Raw genomic sequence first — 19,641 nt, 5'->3', positions numbered from 1 at the left:
TTAAAGATCTTCCGGCCAAGGGAAGCATTCCGCCGTAATAACCGGCGTGTGGTAATAATTCTGTAAGGCCTCGATCAGGCGTGCCGGACGTTCCGGGATGCCTTTCTCAAGATATTCCATCACCTGCGCGTGAACGCGGCGCTGGAAGACGATACGGTCTGGCTCGAAGTCGCCTTCGAGGTTGTCACAGCTGACGTTGAACGGGAAACCCGCCGCGACGCAGAATAGCCATTCCAGCGCCTGCGGCTTCACTTCCACATCTTCAAACTGGCCCTGAGTGGCGGCATCACGTCCGTCCGGGCAGTACCAGTAACCGAAGTCCACCAGCTCGCGCCGCGCTTTCCCCGCAATGCACCAGTGCGAAATCTCGTGCAAGCCGCTGGCATAAAAGCCGTGGGCAAAGACGATGCGGTTATACGGAACCTCCGCATCAGCAGGAAGATAGATCGGTTCGTCGTCGCCTTTAATCAGACGGGTATTAAAATCGTCAGCAAAACAGCCGTCGAAAATCTCAATCAGCTGTTCGTATTTATGCGTACTGTTCATTAGTGCATCCCCAACCAGGTGAGGATCTCCTGTCCATGGCTGTCATAAAGAAGTTTGGCGCTCATTACGGCCGAGACGATGACGATCATCGGGCGAATAAGTTTTTGTCCTTTGCTTAATACCAGACGCGAGCCCGCGCGCGCGCCCAGGAACTGCCCTGCCATCATCACAAATCCGGTTGCCCAGATAACCTTGCCGCCGATGATAAAGAGCAGCAGGCCGCCGACGTTTGAGGTCGCGTTGAGCACTTTGGCATGGGCGGTGGATTTGGCGAGGTTAAACCCGGCCAGCGTCACGAACGCCAGCGCATAAAATGAACCCGCCCCCGGTCCGAAGAAACCGTCGTAAAAACCCACGCTGCCCCCGGCAATCAGGGCAAACGGCAGGCCGTACAGGCGACGCTGGCGATCTTCTTCACCGAGCTTTGGCATCAGCAGGAAGTAAAGCCCGATGCAGATGACCAGAATCGGCAGGATCTGGCGCAAAATATCGGACTGCACGTGCTGAACCAGCAGCGCGCCCGACGTGGAGCCGATAAAGGTCATCAGTATATTGAGCTTCTGATCGGCAAGGCTCACCACCTTGCGGCGGATAAAATAGAGCGACGCCGAGAGCGAACCGCCGCATGCCTGAAGCTTATTGGTGGCAAGCGCCTGCGCCGGGCTCATGCCCGCCGCCAGCAGCGCGGGCACGGTTAACAACCCGCCGCCGCCCGCGAGCGCGTCGATAAATCCGGCCAGCATGGCCACAAAGAACAGCACCACCAGCAGCAGCGGCGACACCATAAACAGATCGACGAAATTATCCATTAAAGTACATGCTCATCCAGTAGCGCCTGGCAGGAAGGCGGCAACGGAGGCGGTGTCTTCTTCTCAGGCTTAGAGGTTCCAGGTTTTGCCGGCTCAAACCAGCTTTGCAGTTCCGCACCGCAGCCATCGCCTGGCGGAGGTAGCGGCTGATCTTCACATTCCAGGCTATTCGCCGGGCAGCGCAGACGAACGTGCATATGCGCACGATGCTGGAACCACGGGCGCACTTTGCGCAGCCAGTCGCGATCGGTTCCGGCATCCAGGCAGAGCTGCTGCTTGATGGCCGGGTTAACGAAAATCCGCGTGACGTCGTTATCTTCCGCGGCCAGCTTGATCATGCTGGATACGTCCCGCGTCCACAGGGACGGCACCACGCGCTTACCGTCGCTCGCCACCAGATCCAGCGCCTGCGGTTTCAGCAGCTGGGCGGAGGTCCAGCGCGTTTTCGGCAGCTGCAGGAAGATATCAACATCCAGTCCGGTCTGGTGGCTGGCGTGTCCGCCGTTAAAACGCCCGCCGGCAGGCATCCCCATATCGCCAATCAGCATCGTGCCCAGCCCCAGGTTATGCACCTGATTGCCCAGACGCTGGATGAACAGCACCAGATCCGGGTGGCCGAAATAACGCCGCTGATCGGTGCGCATCACCTGATAGGTATCAGACTGGAGAGGAAGCTCCTGGGCACCGACGATACAGCCGTTGGAAAAGGCGCCAATGGACTGCGCGCTCCCCGCCACCGGGTGGGTGATTTTTTGCCATGGCGTCGCGGCCAGACTGGCTCCACTGGCAAGCAGCGCCAGCAGAGCAATTGCGGTTTTTTTCATGTTTACCAGCGTGGAATGGTGGTCGTCACATCCGCATTCTGCGCGCGCTGGCGCAGGAAGTGATCCATCAGCACGATCGCCAGCATCGCTTCTGCGATCGGCACCGCGCGGATCCCCACGCACGGATCGTGACGTCCTTTGGTGATCATCTCAACTTCTTCGCCATCGCGGTTAATCGTGTGGCCCGGCACGGTGATGCTGGAAGTTGGCTTCAGCGCGATGTTGGCAACAATCTGCTGCCCGCTGCTGATACCGCCCAGGATGCCGCCCGCATGGTTGCTCTGGAAGCCCGCTTTCGTAATCTCATCGCGGTTTTGGCTGCCGCGAAGCTGAACCACGTCAAAGCCGTCGCCAATCTCTACGCCCTTCACCGCGTTGATGCTCATCAGCGCATGGGCAATGTCGGCGTCGAGACGGTCAAATACCGGCTCGCCCCAGCCAGCCGGGACGCCGTCGGCCACCACGGTCACTTTCGCGCCAATGGAGTCGCCCTCTTTTTTCAGGCCACGCATCAGTTCGTCCAGCGCCTCAAGCTTGTCGGCATCGGCGCAGAAGAACGGGTTTTGTTCAACCTGATCCCAGTCTTTGATCGCCAGCGGAATGTCGCCCATCTGGGTCAGACAGCCGCGGATAACGATGCCAAATTTCTGCTGCAGGTATTTCTTAGCAATCGCCCCTGCCGCCACGCGCATCGCGGTTTCACGCGCGGAAGAACGTCCGCCGCCGCGATAGTCGCGGAAGCCGTACTTTTGTTCGTAGGTGTAGTCGGCGTGGCCCGGACGGAAGACGTCTTTGATGGCGCCGTAGTCCTGGGAGCGCTGATCGGTGTTTTCGATCAGCAAACCGATGCTGGTCCCGGTGGTGCGGCCTTCAAAGACGCCGGAGAGAATTTTGACCTGGTCCGGCTCGCGACGCTGCGTGGTGTAGCGAGAGGTGCCCGGGCGACGACGGTCGAGGTCGTGCTGTAAATCGGCTTCGGTCAGTTCGATGCCTGGCGGTACGCCATCAACGATACAGCCCAGCGCCAGCCCGTGCGATTCCCCAAAGGTGGTCACGCGGAATAACTGTCCAATACTGTTTCCTGCCATCACGGCTCCGATGTTGTAGTTTGTGTTTGAGCGTTGTGAAACGGGCCGAAGCCCGCTGGATTAATCTTTATAGATGCTGAAGTGTTCGCGCGCGTCGAGCAGCTGCGCTTTGGTCAGCATAAAGACGCCGTCACCGCCGTTGTCGAACTCAAGCCAGGTGAACGGCACATCCGGGTACTGCTCTATCAGATGTACCATGCTGTTGCCCACTTCACAAATCAGAACGCCGTCGTCGGTCAGGTAATCCGGCGCGCAGGCCAGAATACGGCGCGTCAGCTTCAGGCCATCAGAGCCTGACGCCAGACCCAACTCCGGCTCGTGACGGTATTCGTTCGGCAGATCGGACATGTCTTCCGCATCGACGTACGGCGGGTTGGTGACGATCAGATCGTACTGCAGCGTCGGCAGATCGCGGAACAGGTCGGAGCGAATTGGCGTAACGTGATGGATGAGCCCATGCTCTTCAATGTTCTGCTCGGTCACGGCCAGCGCGTCGGTGGAGATATCGACGGCGTCCACTTCCGCTTCCGGGAAGGCGTACGCGCAGGCAATCGCGATGCAGCCGCTGCCGGTACACATATCGAGAATGTGCTGCGGCTGATGGCCAATCAGACCGTCAAAGTGGTTGTTGATCAGCTCGCCAATCGGCGAGCGCGGCACCAGCACGCGTTCATCGACATAGAACTCGTGGCCGCAGAACCAGGCTTTGTTGGTCAGATAGGCGACCGGAATGCGCTCGTTCACGCGGCGGATCACGCGCTCAACGATGCGGTGTTTTTCGCTGGAAGTCAGGCGCGCGGTGCGCATGTCTTCCGGAATATCCAGCGGCAGGTAGAGAGACGGCAGCACCAGCTGTACGGCTTCATCCCACGGGTTATCGGTACCGTGACCGTACCAGATATTGGCGGCGCTGAAGCGGCTAACCGACCAGCGCAACATGTCCTGTATGGTATGCAGCTCGTTTACTGCTTCATCGACAAATATTTTATCCACTCTTTCCTCCAGGGCATGCTCGCATAATTTTCGGCGGCTAGTTTGCCATGAAGACGGCGATAAATCAGCAATGACGCGTCGCGCTTGAGGTTAAAAAATGCGTTTAGTCGGGTACACTGTCGGAAATACGAGATGAGAATGACGAATGAAAAAGAAAACATCGCTCAGCGAGGAGGATCAGGCGCTCTTCCGTCAGCTGATGACCGGGACGCGTAAAATCACGCAGGACACCATCGTCCATCGCCCGCTGCGTAAAAAAATCAGCGAAGTACCGGTCAAGCGTCTTCTGCAGGAGCAGGCCGATAACAGCCACTATTTTTCAGATGAATTTCAGCCGCTGCTCAACACGCAAGGGGCTGTGAAGTACGTACGCGAAGACGTCAGCCATTTTGAGCTGAAAAAATTACGCCGCGGGGATTATTCGCCGGAGCTGTTTCTCGATCTGCACGGTTTAACGCAGATGCAGGCGAAACAGGAGCTGGGGGCGTTGATCGCCGCCTGTCGCCGTGAACATGTTTTTTGCGCCTGCGTGATGCACGGCCACGGTAAACATATCCTCAAGCAACAGACGCCGCTGTGGCTGGCTCAGCACCCACACGTCATGGCTTTTCATCAGGCACCGAAAGAGTACGGCGGAGATGCCGCGTTGCTGGTGTTGATTGAAGTGGAAGAGTGGCAGCCGCCAGAGTTGCCCTGACAGAATGGCGGGAAGCACATTGCGCCCCGCCATATCGCACGTCACGTCAGATAGCTTTTGCCATCTTCAGGTTGCACGGACTCATTTGCCAGTTGAAGACACCTTTGCCCGTTTCGTCGAGAGAAACATTGGCAATGGCGGATGTCGTGAACATCGGCGGGGTCTCGCCCGGGCACAGCTCAGAAACCAGATAGCCAACCAGTGGCAGGTGGGAAATGACCAGCGCGGAAGCGACACCTTCATTGCACAGCGCCTGAAGATAAGCGCTGACAAGGCCTACATCGCCACACGGGGTGAGTTCAGGCAGAACATCCACACTGGTCGGCAGGTTCATACACTCCCCTACCACATCCAGCGTCTGTTCTGCACGCAGGAACGGACTCACCAGAACGCGTTCGATGTCCACTTTTTGACCGTTAAGCCAGGTCGCCATCAGACGAGATTCGTCGCAGCCACAGACGGTCAAAGGACGTACTGAGTCACTGGCGGCATCGAGTGCCGCGTCGCCGTGACGCATGATAAAAACTTGCATATTGCACCGCTTTTGTTAACCAGAATCACCGGCGTTAACTACCCGCGATAAATGCTAAGAGGTAGAAAACCCGATGGCCGGGCATTGTGCCTGATCCATTCGGTGAATGAAACGCTGTTTTTTACCTCAATGGCGTAAGTATAGTCAATCTCTGTTTACAAAATCGCCAGAACAGGTCCATTCACTTCAGGATTTACCCTTCTTTGACCTCAGCTTACGAGGACAGTTTCCCTTGCAGGCCAAAATGTCTGGCCGCGTTCCGCCATCTGCAATAATTCGTCACACGGTGTAAACCGTGGACCATATTGCGAAGCCAGACGTTGCAGGATAGCAACCACTTCACCCGCGCCGAGCGTATCCATGTAACGGAACGGGCCGCCAAGGAACGGCGGGAAACCAATGCCAAATACCGCGCCGATGTCACCATCGCGTGCACTCTTAATCACCTGCTCATCAAAGCAGCGCGCCGCTTCATTGAGCATCATCATCACGCAGCGCTCAGCGCACTGAACGGCGGACAGTTTTCCCTGACCTGTGGTCGAAATGAGTCCATATACCGAAGGGTCGACCTGTTTCCTGCTTTTACGCCCTTTCGCGCCGTAAAGATAGAAACCGCGTTCATTTTTTCTGCCTTTGCGATCGTCCTTCAAAATCGCAGAAACAATGTTTGCAGGTGGGCTAAAACGATCGCCATATGCAGCTTCCAGCACTGGTATAATTTTAGTGCCGGTGTCTATTCCCACCTCATCCAAAAGTTGGATTGGGCCAACGGGGAAACCAAACTTTACCAGCGCCTCGTCGACGTGCTCAATCTTCTCCCCTTCCGTCAGCAACCGCATTGCTTCATTAATGTAGGGAGCCAGAATGCGGTTGACGTAGAAGCCAGCTTTGTCCGCTACCACAATCGGGGTTTTGCCCTGTTTTTTCGCCAGCTTCACCACGGTGGCAACAGTTTGCGGGCTGGTAGTCGCGTGCGGAATAACTTCCACCAGCGGCATTTTTTCGACCGGGCTAAAGAAGTGCAGCCCAATCACCTGCTCAGGACGCGCGGCTTTCGCCGCGATATCGCCAATCGGTAATGACGACGTATTGGAGGCAAAAATGGTATGCGGGGCGCAATGTTGCTCAACGTCTTCCACCATCTGCTGCTTAAGCGCCAGATCTTCAAACACGGCTTCAATCACCAGATCGCGGTGAGCAAAACCGCTGTAATCCGTCGTACCGGATATCATCGCCAGGGTTTTATCGCGCTCGCTTGCCTTGATATGGCGGCGCTTGACCTTTTGATCAAGGTTCTGCCAGCTGTACTGCAGCGCGTGGTTGATCCCCTTAGGATTAATGTCTTTGATTCGTACAGGCAATTTGCCTTTGCTGGCGGTAACAAAAGAGATTCCGCCACCCATGAGCCCCCCACCCAGTACGCCAATCGCACGCAGCGGCGCAGGCTGCGCCTCGCTGCCCGGATCCTTTTTCACGTCCGTGCTGGCGAAGAAGATGCTGCGCAGCGCCTGCGACTGCGGCGTCATCGCCAGTTCGCCAAAGGCTTTGGCCTCCGCGGCATAGCCGCTGCTGCTTCCCTGCGACAGCCCGGTCTCGATCACTTCGAGGATCCGCTTTGCCGCCGGGTAATTGCCTTTGGTTTTTTGTTCGGTCTTTTTGCCCACCATGTTGAACAGGAGCGTTCTTCCCAGCGGGCCGGCCAGCACGCGCTCACGTACCGGCAGGGGACGTTTTGCCTGACGCCCTTTCAGCGCAAGCTCAACGGCGGCCTCCAGCAAAATGGACTGCGGCACGACGTCATCGACCAGACTGGCTTTCAGCGCCTGACGGGCGCGTAGCTGTTTACCGGTTAAAATCATCTCCAGCGCCGTGCTGACGCCGACCAGGCGCGGCAGCCGTTGCGTTCCGCCGGAGCCAGGCAGCAGGCCCAGCTGCACTTCCGGCAGACCCAGAATCGTTTTCGCATCGTCGGTGCAAATCCGGCTGTGACAGGCCAGCGCCAGCTCAAGCCCGCCGCCCAGACAGGCACCGTGGATCGCGGCAATAACCGGGATCGGCAGACCGTTGATCTCCGCCATCACCTGCTGGCCCTGACGCGCCAGCTCTTCGGCTTCCAGAGCGCTTTGCGCCCGGGCGATCATGTTGATATCCGCGCCGGCGATAAAGTTATCCGGCTTGGCAGAGATAAAGACCAGACCACGAATCGCTTTGTTGTCGCGGATCTGCTTTAGCATCGCGCGCACCTGAACACCAAATTCGGCCTTCAGGGTATTCATCTTTTCATCAGGCACATCAATAGTGATAACGGCCACGTTATCGAGGCGAACCGTCAGATTAAATGCAGATGGCATATCCATTATTCAGCCTCCAGAACCATTGCTGCGCCAAGGCCACCCGCCGCACAGGCGGTAACGAGGCCAAACCCGCCGCCACGGCGACGGAGTTCATGTAAAGTTTGCGTGATCATCCTCGCCCCTGTGGCGGCAAATGGATGACCGTAGGCGATAGAGCCGCCCAGCACGTTGAATTTACTTTGATCCACTTCGCCTGTGGCATGGGCGCGGCCCAGCACATCGCGCGCGAAACGCTCGCTTGCCAGCAGCTGTACGTTTGCCAGGGTTTGCGCGGCAAACGCTTCATGCATATCAATCAGGGTTAAATCAGCCAGCGTCAGCCCCGCGCGCTCCAGCGCCAGCGGCGTGGACCACGCCGGACCTAACAGCATGTCCTGCCAGACATCAATGGCGGTGAAGGCATAGCTGCGTAGATAGCCCAGGGGAGTGATGCCCAGCTCCTTCGCGCGGGATTCGGTCATCAGGATCACGGCGGCGGCGCCATCCGTCAGCGGCGTACTGTTCGCCGCCGTCACCGAGCCGTGTTTGCGGTCAAACGCCGGGCGCAGTTTGGCGTAATCCGCCAGCGTTGAGGTGCCGCGAATATTGTTATCTTCCACAAACGGTTCACGGTAGGGGGGAATATAGGCGGTCATGACCTCGTCGGCCAGCTTGCCTTCCGACCAGGCTTTTGCCGCAAGCTGATGCGAGCGATGCGCCAGAGCATCCTGTTGTTCACGCGTAATGCCGTACGTTTTTGCCATCTGCTCGGCGGTATCGCCCATGCGCAGGCCGGTGGAGTATTCCGCGACGGCAGGTGGTACAGGCATGAGGTCGCGCAGGCGTAAACGCGAGAAGAGTTTGAGTTTCTGACCCGTCGTGCGGGCTTTATTGGCATCCACCAGGATGCGCGCCAGCTTTTTACTGACCCCAATTGGCAGCACCGAAGAGGAGTCCGCACCACCCGCAATCCCGGCGCGAATCGTGCCCGCCATCAGGCTTTCAGCGACGTTAGCCACAGCCTGGAAGCTGGTTGCGCAGGCGCGGCTGACGCTGTAGGCATCGGTATGCACGTTCATCCCGGTACCGAGGACGATTTCACGCGCAATATTGGGGGCTTCAGGCATCTGCACGACCTGACCGAATACCAGCTGTTCGATGACCTCAGGCGGAATTTCGCTGCGAGCCAGCATCTCCCCCACTACCATTTTCCCCAGGTCGACGGCCGGTATGCCATGAAACGCCGTTGCCTGACGCGCAAATGGCGTGCGCAATCCACTGACTATGGCAATGCGATCGCCCTGACGGGTAATAAGCGGTAATGCCTGACTCATAACACTCCCCTGTAAAAAATTTTCGCAAACATAAAGTGGTCTGACCTGATAATAGTCTTAACCATTTTTTTACATTCAGCCAATCGGGGAAACGAAAAAGTGCGAGCTAAAACACAGAGAAGAAAAAGAAAATGCCCCCAAGGAAAAAGCAAAACGGTAACCCACAGGTTACCGTTTTTAGTGTTTGCACCCTCTCCCGTGGGAGAGGGCTGGGGGTGAGGGCATCAGGCCGCAGAGATTAACGCAGGCCCAGCTGGAAAATCAGCGTTTCTGCTTCGCAGGCGAAGATAAAGTCGATGTCCAGCTTCACGCCGCCTTCCACTTCGGTAAAGGTAGACTTGATTTCACACGGATCGGATTCAACGTCACGCGCACGCTTGCTCAGAGCGGTCAGGGTCTCTTCCGCTTCGGCACGGTTGGTGAATACACGGCTGTAAGAGGCGGTGCAATCGGTGTTGTCCATGATAGTCCCAACATCCATACAGCAGCAAACCGGGGTTTCATCAGCACTGCATTTACTCATAGCTCAATTTCCTCTGTATTCGCGCAGCGCGCGAGATAGACACGATGCTGATATTTTACGCCCCGGAGCGGGCGCTCTCCAGCCGTTAATGGCGCAAAATCGGATAAGTGACCAATATCACACTAAAAAATGATCTAAAACAAAAACCACCCTTTTGGGTGAGTCGCGATGGTCACAATTTTGCCAACCAGATCTCGTTTCACGAAACATGTTTGAAAATATTAATAAACAAACTTGCAACATTCCGGCTGGTCAGACCTATACTCTGGCCACTGGTCTGATTTGTCTGTCATACCTCAGACCCTACACTTCGCGCTCCTGTTACGGTATGTAACAATTATTGAATAAAAATAACTCAATGAGGTTATGGTCATGAGCCAGAAAACCCTGTTCAACAAGACTGCGCTGGCAGTCGCAGTGGCACTCGTCTCCACTTCCGCCTGGTCAGCGGGCTTTCAGTTAAACGAATTTTCTTCCTCTGGCCTTGGCCGTGCGTATTCCGGGGAAGGCGCTATCGCTGATGATGCGGGTAACGCGAGTCGTAACCCCGCGTTGATCATGATGTTCGATCGTCCTACTTTCTCTGCCGGTGCGGTTTATATCGATCCTGATGTCAACGTTTCTGGTAAGTCGCCTTACACGGGTGCGAGCCTTAAAGCGGACAATATTGCCCCAACAGCATGGATCCCAAACCTGCACTTCGTTGCGCCTATCAACGAACAGTTTGGCTGGGGTGCATCCGTAACGTCTAACTACGGTCTGGCTACCGAGTTCAATAACAACTACCCGGCTGGTGAATACGGCGGTAAAACAGACCTTACTACGCTGAACCTCAACCTGAGCGGTGCGTATCGCCTGAACGATAACTGGAGTTTTGGCCTGGGCTTTGATGCCGTCTACGCTGATGCCAAGATCGAACGTTATTCCGGGGAACAGACTGCTCGCCTGCCTAAAAACAGCAATAAAATTGCCAGTCTTGAAGGTGATGAGTGGGGCTATGGCTGGAACGCCGGTATCCTGTACGAGCTGGATAAAAACAACCGTTGGGGCCTGACCTATCGTTCCGAAGTGAAAATTGACTTCGACGGCGATTACAAGAGCGGTATCCTGACGCCTGTGAACAATCTGGTTCCAGGTGCGGGCACTACCATTCCTTGGGGAACGTCCAACCAGACCGTTCCGGGTTCACTGTCGCTGCATTTGCCAGAAATGTGGGAAGTCTCCGGTTACAACCGCGTTGCACCACAATGGGCTATTCACTATAGCCTGGCCTATACCAGCTGGAGTCAGTTCCAGGAGCTGAAAGCGACCGGTACCAATGGTCAAACGCTGTTCTATAAGGACGAAAGCTTCCACGACGCCTATCGTATAGCGTTGGGTACCACCTACTACTACGATAAGAACTGGACTTTCCGCTCCGGTATCGCATTTGACGACAGCCCGGTTCCGGCAGATAAACGTTCCATTTCCATTCCGGATCAGGACCGCTTCTGGTTAAGTGCTGGCGCGACCTATGCGTTGAACGAGAATGCATCCATCGATGCGGGCGTATCTTATATGCACGGTCAGAAAGTGACGTTCAAGGAAGGTCCGTACGAGTTTACCTCTGAAGGTAAAGCCTGGCTGTTCGGTACGAACTTCAACTACGCGTTCTAATCGCGCTGGAATCAAAAAAGGTGAGCATTGCTCACCTTTTTTATTTACTCCGAATCGATATCTTTTAGTTCGTTTTCGATCGCCTTCGCGTTTGGATTCTCTTCCGGCTTCAGCTTGCCGCCGTTGGCAATAAAGTCATGATTCTGGAAGTACGCTTCACGCACCATAATGTACGGGTCAGAAGACTGGCGCAGCAGACCATCAGAGTCGAGCAGTTGCGCGCGGGTTTCAATCCCTTCCACCGTCCATTTACCCACCGACAGCGGCCAGGTCAGCCACGAAAGGACCGGATACAGCGTATCCACCATATCGCCGCCATCATCACGGAGGGTGAAGCTACCATAGAACGGTAAATGCACGTACGGACCATACCCGACGCCATAGTGTCCCATCGTGCTGCCGAAACGGTGTGGCTGTTCACGCTGCAGTTTCTGGTTAGCCATACCTGCAACATCAATAAAGCCACCCATACCCAGAATGGAGTTCAGGAAGAAGCGGGTAAAGTGGACCATCCCCTGATACGGGTCGCCCTGCAGGAAGTAGTTCACCATTACCGCAGGCTCTTCGAGGTTGCTGGTAAAGTTACTTAACCCGTTACGCGCGGGTTGTGGAACATAATCGCGCCATGCTACTGCCACCGGACGAACCACATACGGGTCCAGTACGTTGTAGTTGAAGCTATACATTGAGCGGTTAAATCCTTCGAGAGGATCGGAGCGTCCCGTTTGCTCACCGGAGCTGGCGCAGCCCACAAGCATCGTCGCGCCAAGCGCAAGCGCCGACAGCCGAAGTTTCATAAATATCTCCCTGTTCAGTATGGCTATCGTTGATTGCCATCCGTAACGGAGCCGTTGACGCTCCGTCTGTAAACGTGCAAGCGATTGTAACAGCACGTTTACCGATGTCTATGAGCACAATTACGGGCAGTAACCACCGTGACTCTGATCTCAGCATAGCCTGGCTTTTGGAATTCGTTTCGCTGGCAATTTTATAATGACTTTGAAAGAGATGTATCACCTTTGTTGTCATTGCCGCCAATTTAAGAGCATCCCCACAGGCATCCCGATAAAAGCCGCTACGCTTAACAGAAAGATCAACCTCCGGGAGCAGATATGAAAGATGTAGGCGAAGAAAAAATTGGCGAGAGCACTGAGGAGCTTGAAATTGAAAGCGAGGAGAAAGCGCGCGGCGAGAAGATAGAAATTGATGAAGATCGCCTCCCCTCCCGCGCAATGGCCATCCACGAGCATATACGCCAGGATGGTGAAAAAGAGATGGAGCGCGACGCGATGGCCCTCTTCTGGTCAGCCATTGCTGCCGGACTCTCAATGGGCGCATCTCTGCTTGCGAAAGGGATATTTCATGTGCAGCTGGAAGGCGTACCCGGTGGATTTTTACTGGAAAACCTCGGCTATACCTTCGGCTTTATTATTGTCATCATGGCCCGCCAGCAGCTGTTTACCGAGAACACGGTGACCGCCGTTCTGCCGGTGATGCAAAATCCCACACTCGGTAATTTCGGTTTATTGATGCGGCTCTGGAGCGTGGTTCTGCTGGGTAATATCATCGGCACGGGCATCGCGGCATGGGCGTTTGAATATATGCCGATCTTTGATGAACCCACCCGGGATGCGTTTGTGAAAATCGGCATGGACGTAATGAAAAACACGCCGGTCGAGATGTTCTCAAACGCCATCATCTCAGGCTGGATTATCGCCACGATGGTCTGGATGTTTCCTTCAGCGGGAAGCGCCAAAATTGTGGTGATCATATTGATGACCTGGCTGATTGCGCTGGCGGACACCACGCATATTGTGGTCGGTACCGTTGAAATCCTCTATCTGGTCTTTAACGGTACGCTTCACTGGAGCGATTTCTTCTGGCCGTTTGCCCTTCCGACGCTGGCAGGAAACATTTGCGGCGGAACGTTTATCTTCGCGCTTTTAAGCCATGCCCAAATTCGTAACGACATGTCGAACAAACGCAAAGCTGAGCTTAAGGCACGGGAAAATGATGATAAATCGACAAAAAAATCGACCTGAATGGTGACTCTTTGAGCAGTCAGGCGGCGATGTGCTTAACGCAAAGTGTAAATAAGGCTATACTCGTGCCGCCTCGTCCCCTTAGTTAAATGGATATAACGAGCCCCTCCTAAGGGCTAGTTGCAGGTTCGATTCCTGCAGGGGACACTTTACCCTCCCGCTTTTTCCAGCACATTCGTCTGTCTACCGCCAGAATTCACTGAGCAGAAGAATCCTGTTTTATTTGAGCGTAACGCGTTGCCAGCTGTTTAAGACGCAACTCCAGTTGAGTCTTTTCTGCTTCAGGAAGCGCATCTCCTGCTGGATGCTGTGACAGGCGCCTGAGTTGTTCTTCAGCCGGTATCGTCTGGTTAAATGACTGTATAGTCGAAAAAACTACCGATTTAAGCTCGCTTACCGTGATGTATTTTCCTTTTTGCTCGTCCAGACTACTCAGCCGATGACTCAGTTGCTGAAGCGTCATCATTCCCTGATACCAGCTGTTCATTGCGTCGACAGGTAACGCTGCCGCGTTAAATTTTTGCTGCCACTGCATTGTGAGCGGTTTCGCCTCCTCCGGCCATAATGTCTGGAGCTGCTTTAACAGCTGAAGGCTGTAGGAAAGATTCCAGTCAGGAGGCAGTTTATCCAAGCGGGCAAGCTGCTGCTGCGTGTCTGTGATAAACGTGGACGGTAAAGTACCTCGCAGTGTTAACGCGTCTTGCTGCACAGGCGTGAGCACTTCAGGTAACGGAGCCAGAGAGGCAAAAGCCTGAGTCGCCAGGGGGTCGGGTCTGGACAAAGAAGCCCATCCCCACGCCACAGCGAAGCACACCACCAGCGTGGAACACATCCCGGTAATAAAGGGCTTCCACTGTCTGACAGGCACGGGGGCTGTCGTACGATCCTCCCCATTCGGCTGATTTTCCTGATGCACAACATATACCCATTTCACTTCTTCGATCGGTTCGGCTTTCTCCAGAGTCGATTCGCTATCGGGCTTCATGTTCACATTCAAATCGGACTTGTCATTACTCCTTTCCAGCCGTTCAGCACTTGAACGTATCAACGTTCGTAACGTATCGAACTGGCTAAGGTGTTTAAGCTCAAAGCGCTGGAGCACCGCGCTCAGGCTGGTAAGTAACGCTTCAGCACGATAAAGCTCACTAAGATGGCTGCTGTTGAATGGCAGCATACGCATGCGCTGCTGCAGGCGCTGGCTAAGGCCGCTAAGGATTTCCATACGAGCGTGTTGCGTCTTCGGCCATAAGATGTCCCACTGGTGGCTAATCAGGGCCTCCAGAATCGCCAGCCCTTCATTCAGGCCAGCTAATCCAGACAGGTGAGTACGAGCAAGGGTGTACCAGGCTGCTGTCTGCAACTCCACACCGTTCTGTTCAAACATTGAGAGACAGAGTCTTTGGACATATTGCCAGTTCACATCAGGGCGAGCAGGATGTGTAAGCTTACTGAGTTCGTCGCTGAGGGCGGCATAATCTGGCAGCGTACGCGGGTCGCCGCCGGTTTTTAACGTTATATGTGTGGTCATTCTGCAGGGCCTGCATATCCGTGTCGGTTAATTTCGTCAGTTGATGTGTAAGGCAGTTTCGCGTGTAAAAACGCAATGAGTAATGAAGGAATGAATGTTATTGCTAGGGCAGCAGCGCTAAAATCAGACCGAAAAAAACACCTTCATCAAATAGTTGTCCTGACTGAGGTGACGTATCAGGGGGAGTAAAGATCCAGTCATATACGCTCCCCACCCGCATTAACAGGCGTCCTTGAGAAATCGCGCTGTACCCGGAAAAAAAAGTCACCTCGACACAGCCTGCAACTCCCTGTCCATACAGAAATATCGGCATAAACTTAACCGCCCGGTTACCATAACGCAGGACGATACCGGAAATATCAAAAGCCCCGCCCTCCACCAGCAGGTCCGGAACGTATACCGTCAGTGGCTCTGCATTCAGTCCGGTATCTGACAGCCAGGCGTCCATTTGCTCCTGAAGCTGAGCCATTCGCATGCGAAACTCTGCAATATCGGCCTGGCTCTTGCTAGCTGCGGGAACAGGTGAAGGTTGTCGCGCCTGCAACTTCTTCAGGAACTGTGATTTTACTGACATGGTGTTAACTGACCTTATATACGAGGTGTTGTGTCGAGATACTGCTGTTGCCTGAGATGCCGCAACAGGACCCGTCCTTCGGGCATAAACTCAGTCCCGTAGCGCACCAGGCCAATCCCTTTAAGTTCAGCGTCAATGGCATAGCGCAGCTCGCCGGGAATGTTCTGCTCAAGCAGAACAACGTCTATCTTTTTCAGGCGCGGTTCATACTTGAGCAGGACGGCAGACAATGTGCCCATGAGCTCATGGGCCGTTCCCGGCATGCCCTGCAGGATTTTTGTCATCTCGGGCAGCCCGTAATCAGGCAGGTGCGCCAGCGTGCCGGCGCGACAGTTGAGAACGCGCTGCATGTTATCCAGAACCGAAAGGATGACCTGATTTTCTTCACTGACCTGTTTAAGGTCGAGGCCACCGCTAAAATTTCCGGTTAGCATTTCATACAGCGAAGGCGTGTTATGTCCCTGGGGCATCAGTCGTCCTTAAGCGGTTGCAGCGTCAGATGGTTCTCGCCGGCTTCCAGAATGCGCGGTTTATCGGGATCCAGATCGCTGCGCTTGATAACCTGCTTCCAGGTGTCGTTGGTCATGTCCGGATGGCGGAACAGCCCTACCACCGCGACAAACTTCGCCTCTTCTTCCATCGGCATATCAAGGCTTGCATCACCCCCCGGTTTTACCACGATATTACGACTGGCCAGCATGTCGTCTTTCAGAATACTGACATCATCCTGAAGCAATTGCTGATAAACCGTCTTATCAAAGGTTTTGCGGTCTTTGAGTTGGTAAACCCTAACCACGACAGGCTCAGACAGCGAGTTATTTTCGCGAGAGTCGGTGTTCAGAGCTTCGCGCGCGGTGAAATCCAGATGCAGGATTTTAATTTTTTTATAGAACACAGAATTAAACGCCGATTTGGTACCGTCGGTAACGCTCTGCGTCACCCCGCAACCGGTCAGAATAAGCGCCATGAGAGGCATCATCCAGCGCGCGGTTTTAGTTAAATTTGTACGTGACACGTCGGTTTCCTTGTTGTGGTTTCGCGGGCTCCAGCCCGCTGTAATAGCCCAGTTCTGTCGTAAAGGTTTCAGGAATGTCATCAGGATGGCTATCATCTTCTGCTCCCAGCACGCCGTTCATTCCCAGCCAGAAAGGGTTCTCACCCAGCGGGGGTACGGCCAGCAGTCGAACAGACGTCGTCAGGGTTATTCTGGCCTTAAACCGCCAGCCCAGATACACCCGCAGCATCACCAGGAAATCCATGTACAACTGGCCATCCGGTTTCCAGCCTTGCGCCTCATGTTCGTTGTCCGTCGCAAGCGCAATCAGCAGCTGGCTGCCGGCATCCATCGCTTCGTCACCCAGCGGCGTATTGCCATCAAGCAGAAAATCTTCGTCACCGTAAAAACCCAGCGGCCTGTCGATCTCTACAGGCCGCAGACAATACGGACTCACCTGCACCGTCGTATCGGGGGCCAACAGGCTCACCAGTGCCTGCATCCCTTCCTGAGTTTTGCCCGGTTGTTGCAGAACTCCCAACAGGGCCAGAAAGCGCGACACTGGCGTGGCAATGTGATTTGCCGTGCCCGGTATTCCAAGCCCCACCAGACCCAATAACGACTGCGAAATGTTGTCGGTTCCGCCGGGCTCAAACGTGGCCGGATAGGAGTATTTACGCCAGACGCGGTAAAACTGCGTCAGGATGCGATGACTGAAAATATCCAGAAAGCCCTGCAGCGCCTCATGCCCTTCGCGATGCTGGGTGATGTCATCGAGATACGCCGTTGGTAATGGGGAATCGACCCCGTACATCCCCATAAAGGTCGTACGGATAACCGGCGGCTTGCTGTCATCGTCTTCATCATGTTCGACAGCCTTCAGTTCACTGACCGGAAACCCCATTCCAGGGTGCGGTGCAAAGCGTACCGGGTCATCTGCGGGGTGGCTGGTCGATCCCATCAGCGGCCTGCCAGGATTGTTTTTCTCCAGCAGCTGACATAATCGATAGAAGTTAATGCGGTGAAGGTCGGCTTCCAGCCGCGGTGTCAGCCGGGAATGCGGCGGTTGTGCTTCTCTTCCCATTCCAGGCGCTCTCCGGTTGGTTGCAGGATAATAATCAGGCGGTTAAACAGATAGATGTCGGTGTAGAGCGCGAAGAAGCGGCTTAGCATCTCGCCGAACAGGCAGATGTCGCCGCGCCCGGCAAAGCCGTAGCTGTCTAGCGTCACTTCAATCTGCACGCCGCGTACCAGGTATCCCTGCTCAAATCGCTCAGTTTCACTGTGCTTCACGTCGATGATGGCTTCCAGACGACGGCGGTTCATCTCGCTGTCGGTCCACTCGTACAGCGCGAGGGTACCGCGCAGCACATCGGCGTTATCCATCATCGACAGGAACCCGCTGCCGAGGTGACTCAGCACGCGCCAGTGGAAACGGTCTTGCGCAGGTGGATAACAGGGCAGTGTCGGCGCACACAGGTTACGCACGACGATGCTGGCCGACGTAGTTTTCATCACCGTATCGAGCACGGTACTTTGCAACGCCCGTCGCGGCAGCTGGCCGTTGGTACCGGTGAGCGTCAACGACAAGCTTTCATCTTCAGGAACGGTGTGATTATCAAATGCTTCTCCACCCAGAATAAGCCAGGTATTGTACAGCCCTGACGAACCTCGCCGCACGCGGGTGTGGTAGTAATATTCCGGGGCTTCATGGCGCATCATTCCGCCTTTGTGGCGGAAGCTTGAGAACGGCACGTAGGTATGCTGGCTCGATGACATCACCGAATCGACCGCGTAAATCTCGGTATGCCCATCCTGCACGCGCATCGGGCGCAGCATGTATTCGGTCTGCAGAGAGTTAAGCGTCAGCGGATCAGATTCCAGCGGGAACAGGTTAATCACCGGCACGCAGTTCAGGCGCAGGTGTTTTTCGGTAAAGTTAAAGTCATGCTCCCAGCGTTCTGCCAGCACCACGTCGATTTCAAACCAGGGAAGCTCAGCCGGGAAGTTGACGCCATCCAGTCCACGCAGGCCAGTGAACATGAATTTTTCGCGAAAGGTGAAGTACTCCAGCAACAGCTGATATCCGCTAAAGCTGCTGTTGCCCTTCGGCCACAGGTCATCGTCATCGCCAAATCCCAGCGCGGCGAAGTACCCGTCGAGCGGTCTTCTGTCCATGTCACCCGGCATCCGCAGCCACAGGCGAGCAACATTCATGGTGAAGGCTTCATGCATGGCGCAGGCGAGAGGTGCGTCAGCATTGAAGTAGAACGGGATCTGACTGAGATCGACACGGCTCCAGTCCGCCAGATGGCTGCAGTTAAAGCGCAGGTTGATGACCGAACGCCCGTCAGGGTCAGTAGACAGGCGAGCGTGTTCCAGCGACAGCGGCTGGAGAGTTATCTCTTTAGTTGTGGTGTACCGACAGCGCGTACCCTTTTCACCAATCGGCCGCGAGTTAATCTCGAAACCTTTGACAATACGCATCTGCTCTTTCATTTCTCGCCAGTCAGGGGTGAACTCCACCACCGACATCGACGGTATGGTGCGCAGGTAATGCGGCCACAAAAGGCTGACCAGCCCTTCGGTCAGTTCTGGAAGGTCATCATCAAGCTTCTCTCGAAGCCGCCCCATCAGAAAGGCAAAGCCTTCGAACAGGCGCTCTACGTAAGGGTCGCGCGCGCCGGCTTTATCGAGATTGAGCATTGCTGCCTGCTCGGGGTGAGCACGGGCAAACTCTTCACCGGCTTCCAGCAGGTAGCGCATTTCAGCGTCATAATAACGCAGGGTTAAATCGTCCATAAGAACCTGAGTGTTGTGTGACCATCCGGCTAAGCGTGCCGGTGAAGAGTGAAGGCTTTAAGCTTCGTAGGTGCGTTCCCGATGGGAGGGTATTAACGTCGCCGCGCACGGGCATCCACTTTTACTGTGTAACGTGCCCGCAAACTTCCGACCATTCACTAAGTTTTGTGGAATAGCGCCAATAATTTTATAAGTGCCGGCATGTTTCCCACACGTCACACTGTCCTGTTCGCGTGTAACTGGGATCCCCTCAATCGTGTTAGTTGGATCGCCCTCGAGGATCTTCCCTCCACAGGTGGTTTTATCCCCCTGCACCAGATAGTAACCTTTCGCCATTTGTCATCCTCCTTGCAAAATTCAGTTCAC

General features: G+C 55.0%; 19 protein-coding genes, 1 tRNA gene and 1 pseudogene. 4 read left to right on the top strand and 17 right to left on the bottom strand.

What is annotated here, in order from left to right:
- Genes M2422_RS20825 through prmB form a run of 5 tightly spaced genes read right to left on the bottom strand, consistent with a single transcriptional unit; the run spans position 1 to position 4,260 of the window.
- The gene (locus tag M2422_RS20825; protein WP_033146101.1) at positions 1-546 is read right to left on the bottom strand and encodes an elongation factor P hydroxylase; all 546 of its coding nucleotides are present in this window, start codon (positions 544-546) and stop codon (positions 1-3) included.
- Positions 546-1,355, bottom strand: coding sequence for a sulfite exporter TauE/SafE family protein (locus tag M2422_RS20820; protein WP_038417370.1), 810 nt, complete (start codon positions 1,353-1,355; stop codon positions 546-548). The genes M2422_RS20825 and M2422_RS20820 overlap by 1 nt, the downstream gene beginning before the upstream one ends.
- Positions 1,355-2,179, bottom strand: coding sequence for a penicillin-insensitive murein endopeptidase (mepA, locus tag M2422_RS20815; RefSeq protein WP_024908935.1), 825 nt, complete (start codon positions 2,177-2,179; stop codon positions 1,355-1,357). Before mepA ends, M2422_RS20820 begins: the two co-directional genes overlap by 1 nt.
- 2 nt (positions 2,180-2,181) lie before the next feature.
- Positions 2,182-3,267 (bottom strand): chorismate synthase, encoded by a 1,086-nt coding sequence (gene aroC, locus M2422_RS20810; protein ID WP_029742149.1) that lies wholly within the window; start codon positions 3,265-3,267, stop codon positions 2,182-2,184.
- Positions 3,268-3,327: 60 nt separating this feature from the next.
- On the bottom strand, positions 3,328-4,260 hold the full coding sequence (gene prmB / locus M2422_RS20805) for a 50S ribosomal protein L3 N(5)-glutamine methyltransferase (protein ID WP_064672900.1): 933 nt from the start codon (positions 4,258-4,260) through the stop codon (positions 3,328-3,330).
- Positions 4,261-4,405: 145 nt separating this feature from the next.
- Here prmB and smrB point away from each other — a divergent pair, with 145 nt between their 5' ends.
- The gene (gene smrB, locus M2422_RS20800; RefSeq protein WP_033146105.1) at positions 4,406-4,957 is read left to right on the top strand and encodes an endonuclease SmrB; all 552 of its coding nucleotides are present in this window, start codon (positions 4,406-4,408) and stop codon (positions 4,955-4,957) included.
- Positions 4,958-5,003: 46 nt separating this feature from the next.
- Here the strand turns inward: smrB and sixA are convergent, their stop codons facing one another.
- From sixA to M2422_RS20780, 4 genes are all read right to left on the bottom strand, one after another.
- Positions 5,004-5,489 (bottom strand): phosphohistidine phosphatase SixA, encoded by a 486-nt coding sequence (gene sixA, locus M2422_RS20795; protein ID WP_032659231.1) that lies wholly within the window; start codon positions 5,487-5,489, stop codon positions 5,004-5,006.
- Between the two features lie 209 nt (positions 5,490-5,698).
- Positions 5,699-7,846, bottom strand: coding sequence for a fatty acid oxidation complex subunit alpha FadJ (gene fadJ / locus M2422_RS20790; protein ID WP_064672901.1), 2,148 nt, complete (start codon positions 7,844-7,846; stop codon positions 5,699-5,701).
- Positions 7,846-9,156 (bottom strand): acetyl-CoA C-acyltransferase FadI, encoded by a 1,311-nt coding sequence (gene fadI / locus M2422_RS20785; protein ID WP_064672902.1) that lies wholly within the window; start codon positions 9,154-9,156, stop codon positions 7,846-7,848. Before fadI ends, fadJ begins: the two co-directional genes overlap by 1 nt.
- A gap of 238 nt (positions 9,157-9,394) precedes the next feature.
- Positions 9,395-9,679, bottom strand: coding sequence for a YfcZ/YiiS family protein (locus M2422_RS20780; RefSeq protein ID WP_045888684.1), 285 nt, complete (start codon positions 9,677-9,679; stop codon positions 9,395-9,397).
- Positions 9,680-10,051: 372 nt separating this feature from the next.
- On the opposite strand from M2422_RS20780, the gene fadL reads away from it, so the two are divergent.
- Positions 10,052-11,335, top strand: coding sequence for a long-chain fatty acid transporter FadL (gene fadL / locus M2422_RS20775; protein ID WP_064672903.1), 1,284 nt, complete (start codon positions 10,052-10,054; stop codon positions 11,333-11,335).
- A 44-nt stretch (positions 11,336-11,379) separates the two neighbouring features.
- Here the strand turns inward: fadL and mlaA are convergent, their stop codons facing one another.
- A complete protein-coding gene (mlaA, locus tag M2422_RS20770) occupies positions 11,380-12,132 on the bottom strand; it encodes a phospholipid-binding lipoprotein MlaA (protein WP_023312585.1) in 753 nt (250 codons plus the stop codon).
- A 315-nt stretch (positions 12,133-12,447) separates the two neighbouring features.
- Between mlaA and M2422_RS20765 the strand changes: the two genes are divergently transcribed.
- Entirely contained in the window at positions 12,448-13,377 is a 930-nt protein-coding gene (locus M2422_RS20765) for a formate/nitrite transporter family protein (RefSeq protein WP_029740160.1), read from the top strand.
- Between the two features lie 75 nt (positions 13,378-13,452).
- Positions 13,453-13,524: transfer RNA gene (locus M2422_RS20760), tRNA-Arg, on the top strand.
- Positions 13,525-13,573: 49 nt separating this feature from the next.
- Here the strand turns inward: M2422_RS20760 and M2422_RS20755 are convergent.
- The 7 genes and pseudogenes from M2422_RS20755 to M2422_RS20725 all read right to left on the bottom strand — a co-directional run.
- The gene (locus tag M2422_RS20755; RefSeq protein ID WP_259142177.1) at positions 13,574-14,905 is read right to left on the bottom strand and encodes a VasL domain-containing protein; all 1,332 of its coding nucleotides are present in this window, start codon (positions 14,903-14,905) and stop codon (positions 13,574-13,576) included.
- A 103-nt stretch (positions 14,906-15,008) separates the two neighbouring features.
- The gene (locus tag M2422_RS20750; protein ID WP_064672905.1) at positions 15,009-15,479 is read right to left on the bottom strand and encodes a hypothetical protein; all 471 of its coding nucleotides are present in this window, start codon (positions 15,477-15,479) and stop codon (positions 15,009-15,011) included.
- Positions 15,480-15,493: 14 nt separating this feature from the next.
- Positions 15,494-15,949 carry a type VI secretion system baseplate subunit TssE gene (gene tssE / locus M2422_RS20745; protein WP_064672906.1) on the bottom strand — a complete coding sequence of 152 codons (456 nt, stop codon included), beginning with the start codon at positions 15,947-15,949 and terminating at the stop codon, positions 15,494-15,496.
- A complete protein-coding gene (gene tssJ, locus M2422_RS20740; protein WP_074399142.1) occupies positions 15,949-16,494 on the bottom strand; it encodes a type VI secretion system lipoprotein TssJ in 546 nt (181 codons plus the stop codon). Before tssJ ends, tssE begins: the two co-directional genes overlap by 1 nt.
- A complete protein-coding gene (gene tssG, locus M2422_RS20735) occupies positions 16,472-17,557 on the bottom strand; it encodes a type VI secretion system baseplate subunit TssG (protein ID WP_064672907.1) in 1,086 nt (361 codons plus the stop codon). The genes tssJ and tssG overlap by 23 nt, the downstream gene beginning before the upstream one ends.
- Entirely contained in the window at positions 17,521-19,275 is a 1,755-nt protein-coding gene (tssF, locus tag M2422_RS20730; protein WP_064672908.1) for a type VI secretion system baseplate subunit TssF, read from the bottom strand. Before tssF ends, tssG begins: the two co-directional genes overlap by 37 nt.
- Positions 19,276-19,338: 63 nt before the next feature.
- A pseudogene (locus M2422_RS20725) lies at positions 19,339-19,611 on the bottom strand (PAAR domain-containing protein); the annotation flags it as partial.
- Between the last annotated feature and the right edge of the window lie 30 nt (positions 19,612-19,641).

The organism is Enterobacter sp. SLBN-59 (assembly GCF_024807915.1).
GTDB lineage: Bacteria > Pseudomonadota > Gammaproteobacteria > Enterobacterales > Enterobacteriaceae > Enterobacter > Enterobacter asburiae_B.
This window is presented reverse-complemented; position numbering and strand designations above follow the sequence as displayed.

What these genes read in the sequence shown, in the direction of transcription:
- M2422_RS20825 (WP_033146101.1), bottom strand. Translation starts at nt 546, where the DNA reads ATGAACAGTACGCATAAATACGAACAGCTGATTGAGATTTTCGACGGC.
- M2422_RS20820 (WP_038417370.1), bottom strand. Translation starts at nt 1,355, where the DNA reads ATGGATAATTTCGTCGATCTGTTTATGGTGTCGCCGCTGCTGCTGGTG.
- mepA (WP_024908935.1), bottom strand. Translation starts at nt 2,179, where the DNA reads ATGAAAAAAACCGCAATTGCTCTGCTGGCGCTGCTTGCCAGTGGAGCC.
- aroC (WP_029742149.1), bottom strand. Translation starts at nt 3,267, where the DNA reads ATGGCAGGAAACAGTATTGGACAGTTATTCCGCGTGACCACCTTTGGG.
- smrB (WP_033146105.1), top strand. Translation starts at nt 4,406, where the DNA reads ATGAAAAAGAAAACATCGCTCAGCGAGGAGGATCAGGCGCTCTTCCGT.
- sixA (WP_032659231.1), bottom strand. Translation starts at nt 5,489, where the DNA reads ATGCAAGTTTTTATCATGCGTCACGGCGACGCGGCACTCGATGCCGCC.
- fadJ (WP_064672901.1), bottom strand. Translation starts at nt 7,846, where the DNA reads ATGGATATGCCATCTGCATTTAATCTGACGGTTCGCCTCGATAACGTG.
- fadI (WP_064672902.1), bottom strand. Translation starts at nt 9,156, where the DNA reads ATGAGTCAGGCATTACCGCTTATTACCCGTCAGGGCGATCGCATTGCC.
- M2422_RS20780 (WP_045888684.1), bottom strand. Translation starts at nt 9,679, where the DNA reads ATGAGTAAATGCAGTGCTGATGAAACCCCGGTTTGCTGCTGTATGGAT.
- fadL (WP_064672903.1), top strand. Translation starts at nt 10,052, where the DNA reads ATGAGCCAGAAAACCCTGTTCAACAAGACTGCGCTGGCAGTCGCAGTG.
- mlaA (WP_023312585.1), bottom strand. Translation starts at nt 12,132, where the DNA reads ATGAAACTTCGGCTGTCGGCGCTTGCGCTTGGCGCGACGATGCTTGTG.
- M2422_RS20765 (WP_029740160.1), top strand. Translation starts at nt 12,448, where the DNA reads ATGAAAGATGTAGGCGAAGAAAAAATTGGCGAGAGCACTGAGGAGCTT.
- M2422_RS20755 (WP_259142177.1), bottom strand. Translation starts at nt 14,905, where the DNA reads ATGACCACACATATAACGTTAAAAACCGGCGGCGACCCGCGTACGCTG.
- M2422_RS20750 (WP_064672905.1), bottom strand. Translation starts at nt 15,479, where the DNA reads ATGTCAGTAAAATCACAGTTCCTGAAGAAGTTGCAGGCGCGACAACCT.
- tssE (WP_064672906.1), bottom strand. Translation starts at nt 15,949, where the DNA reads ATGCCCCAGGGACATAACACGCCTTCGCTGTATGAAATGCTAACCGGA.
- tssG (WP_064672907.1), bottom strand. Translation starts at nt 17,557, where the DNA reads ATGGGAAGAGAAGCACAACCGCCGCATTCCCGGCTGACACCGCGGCTG.
- tssF (WP_064672908.1), bottom strand. Translation starts at nt 19,275, where the DNA reads ATGGACGATTTAACCCTGCGTTATTATGACGCTGAAATGCGCTACCTG.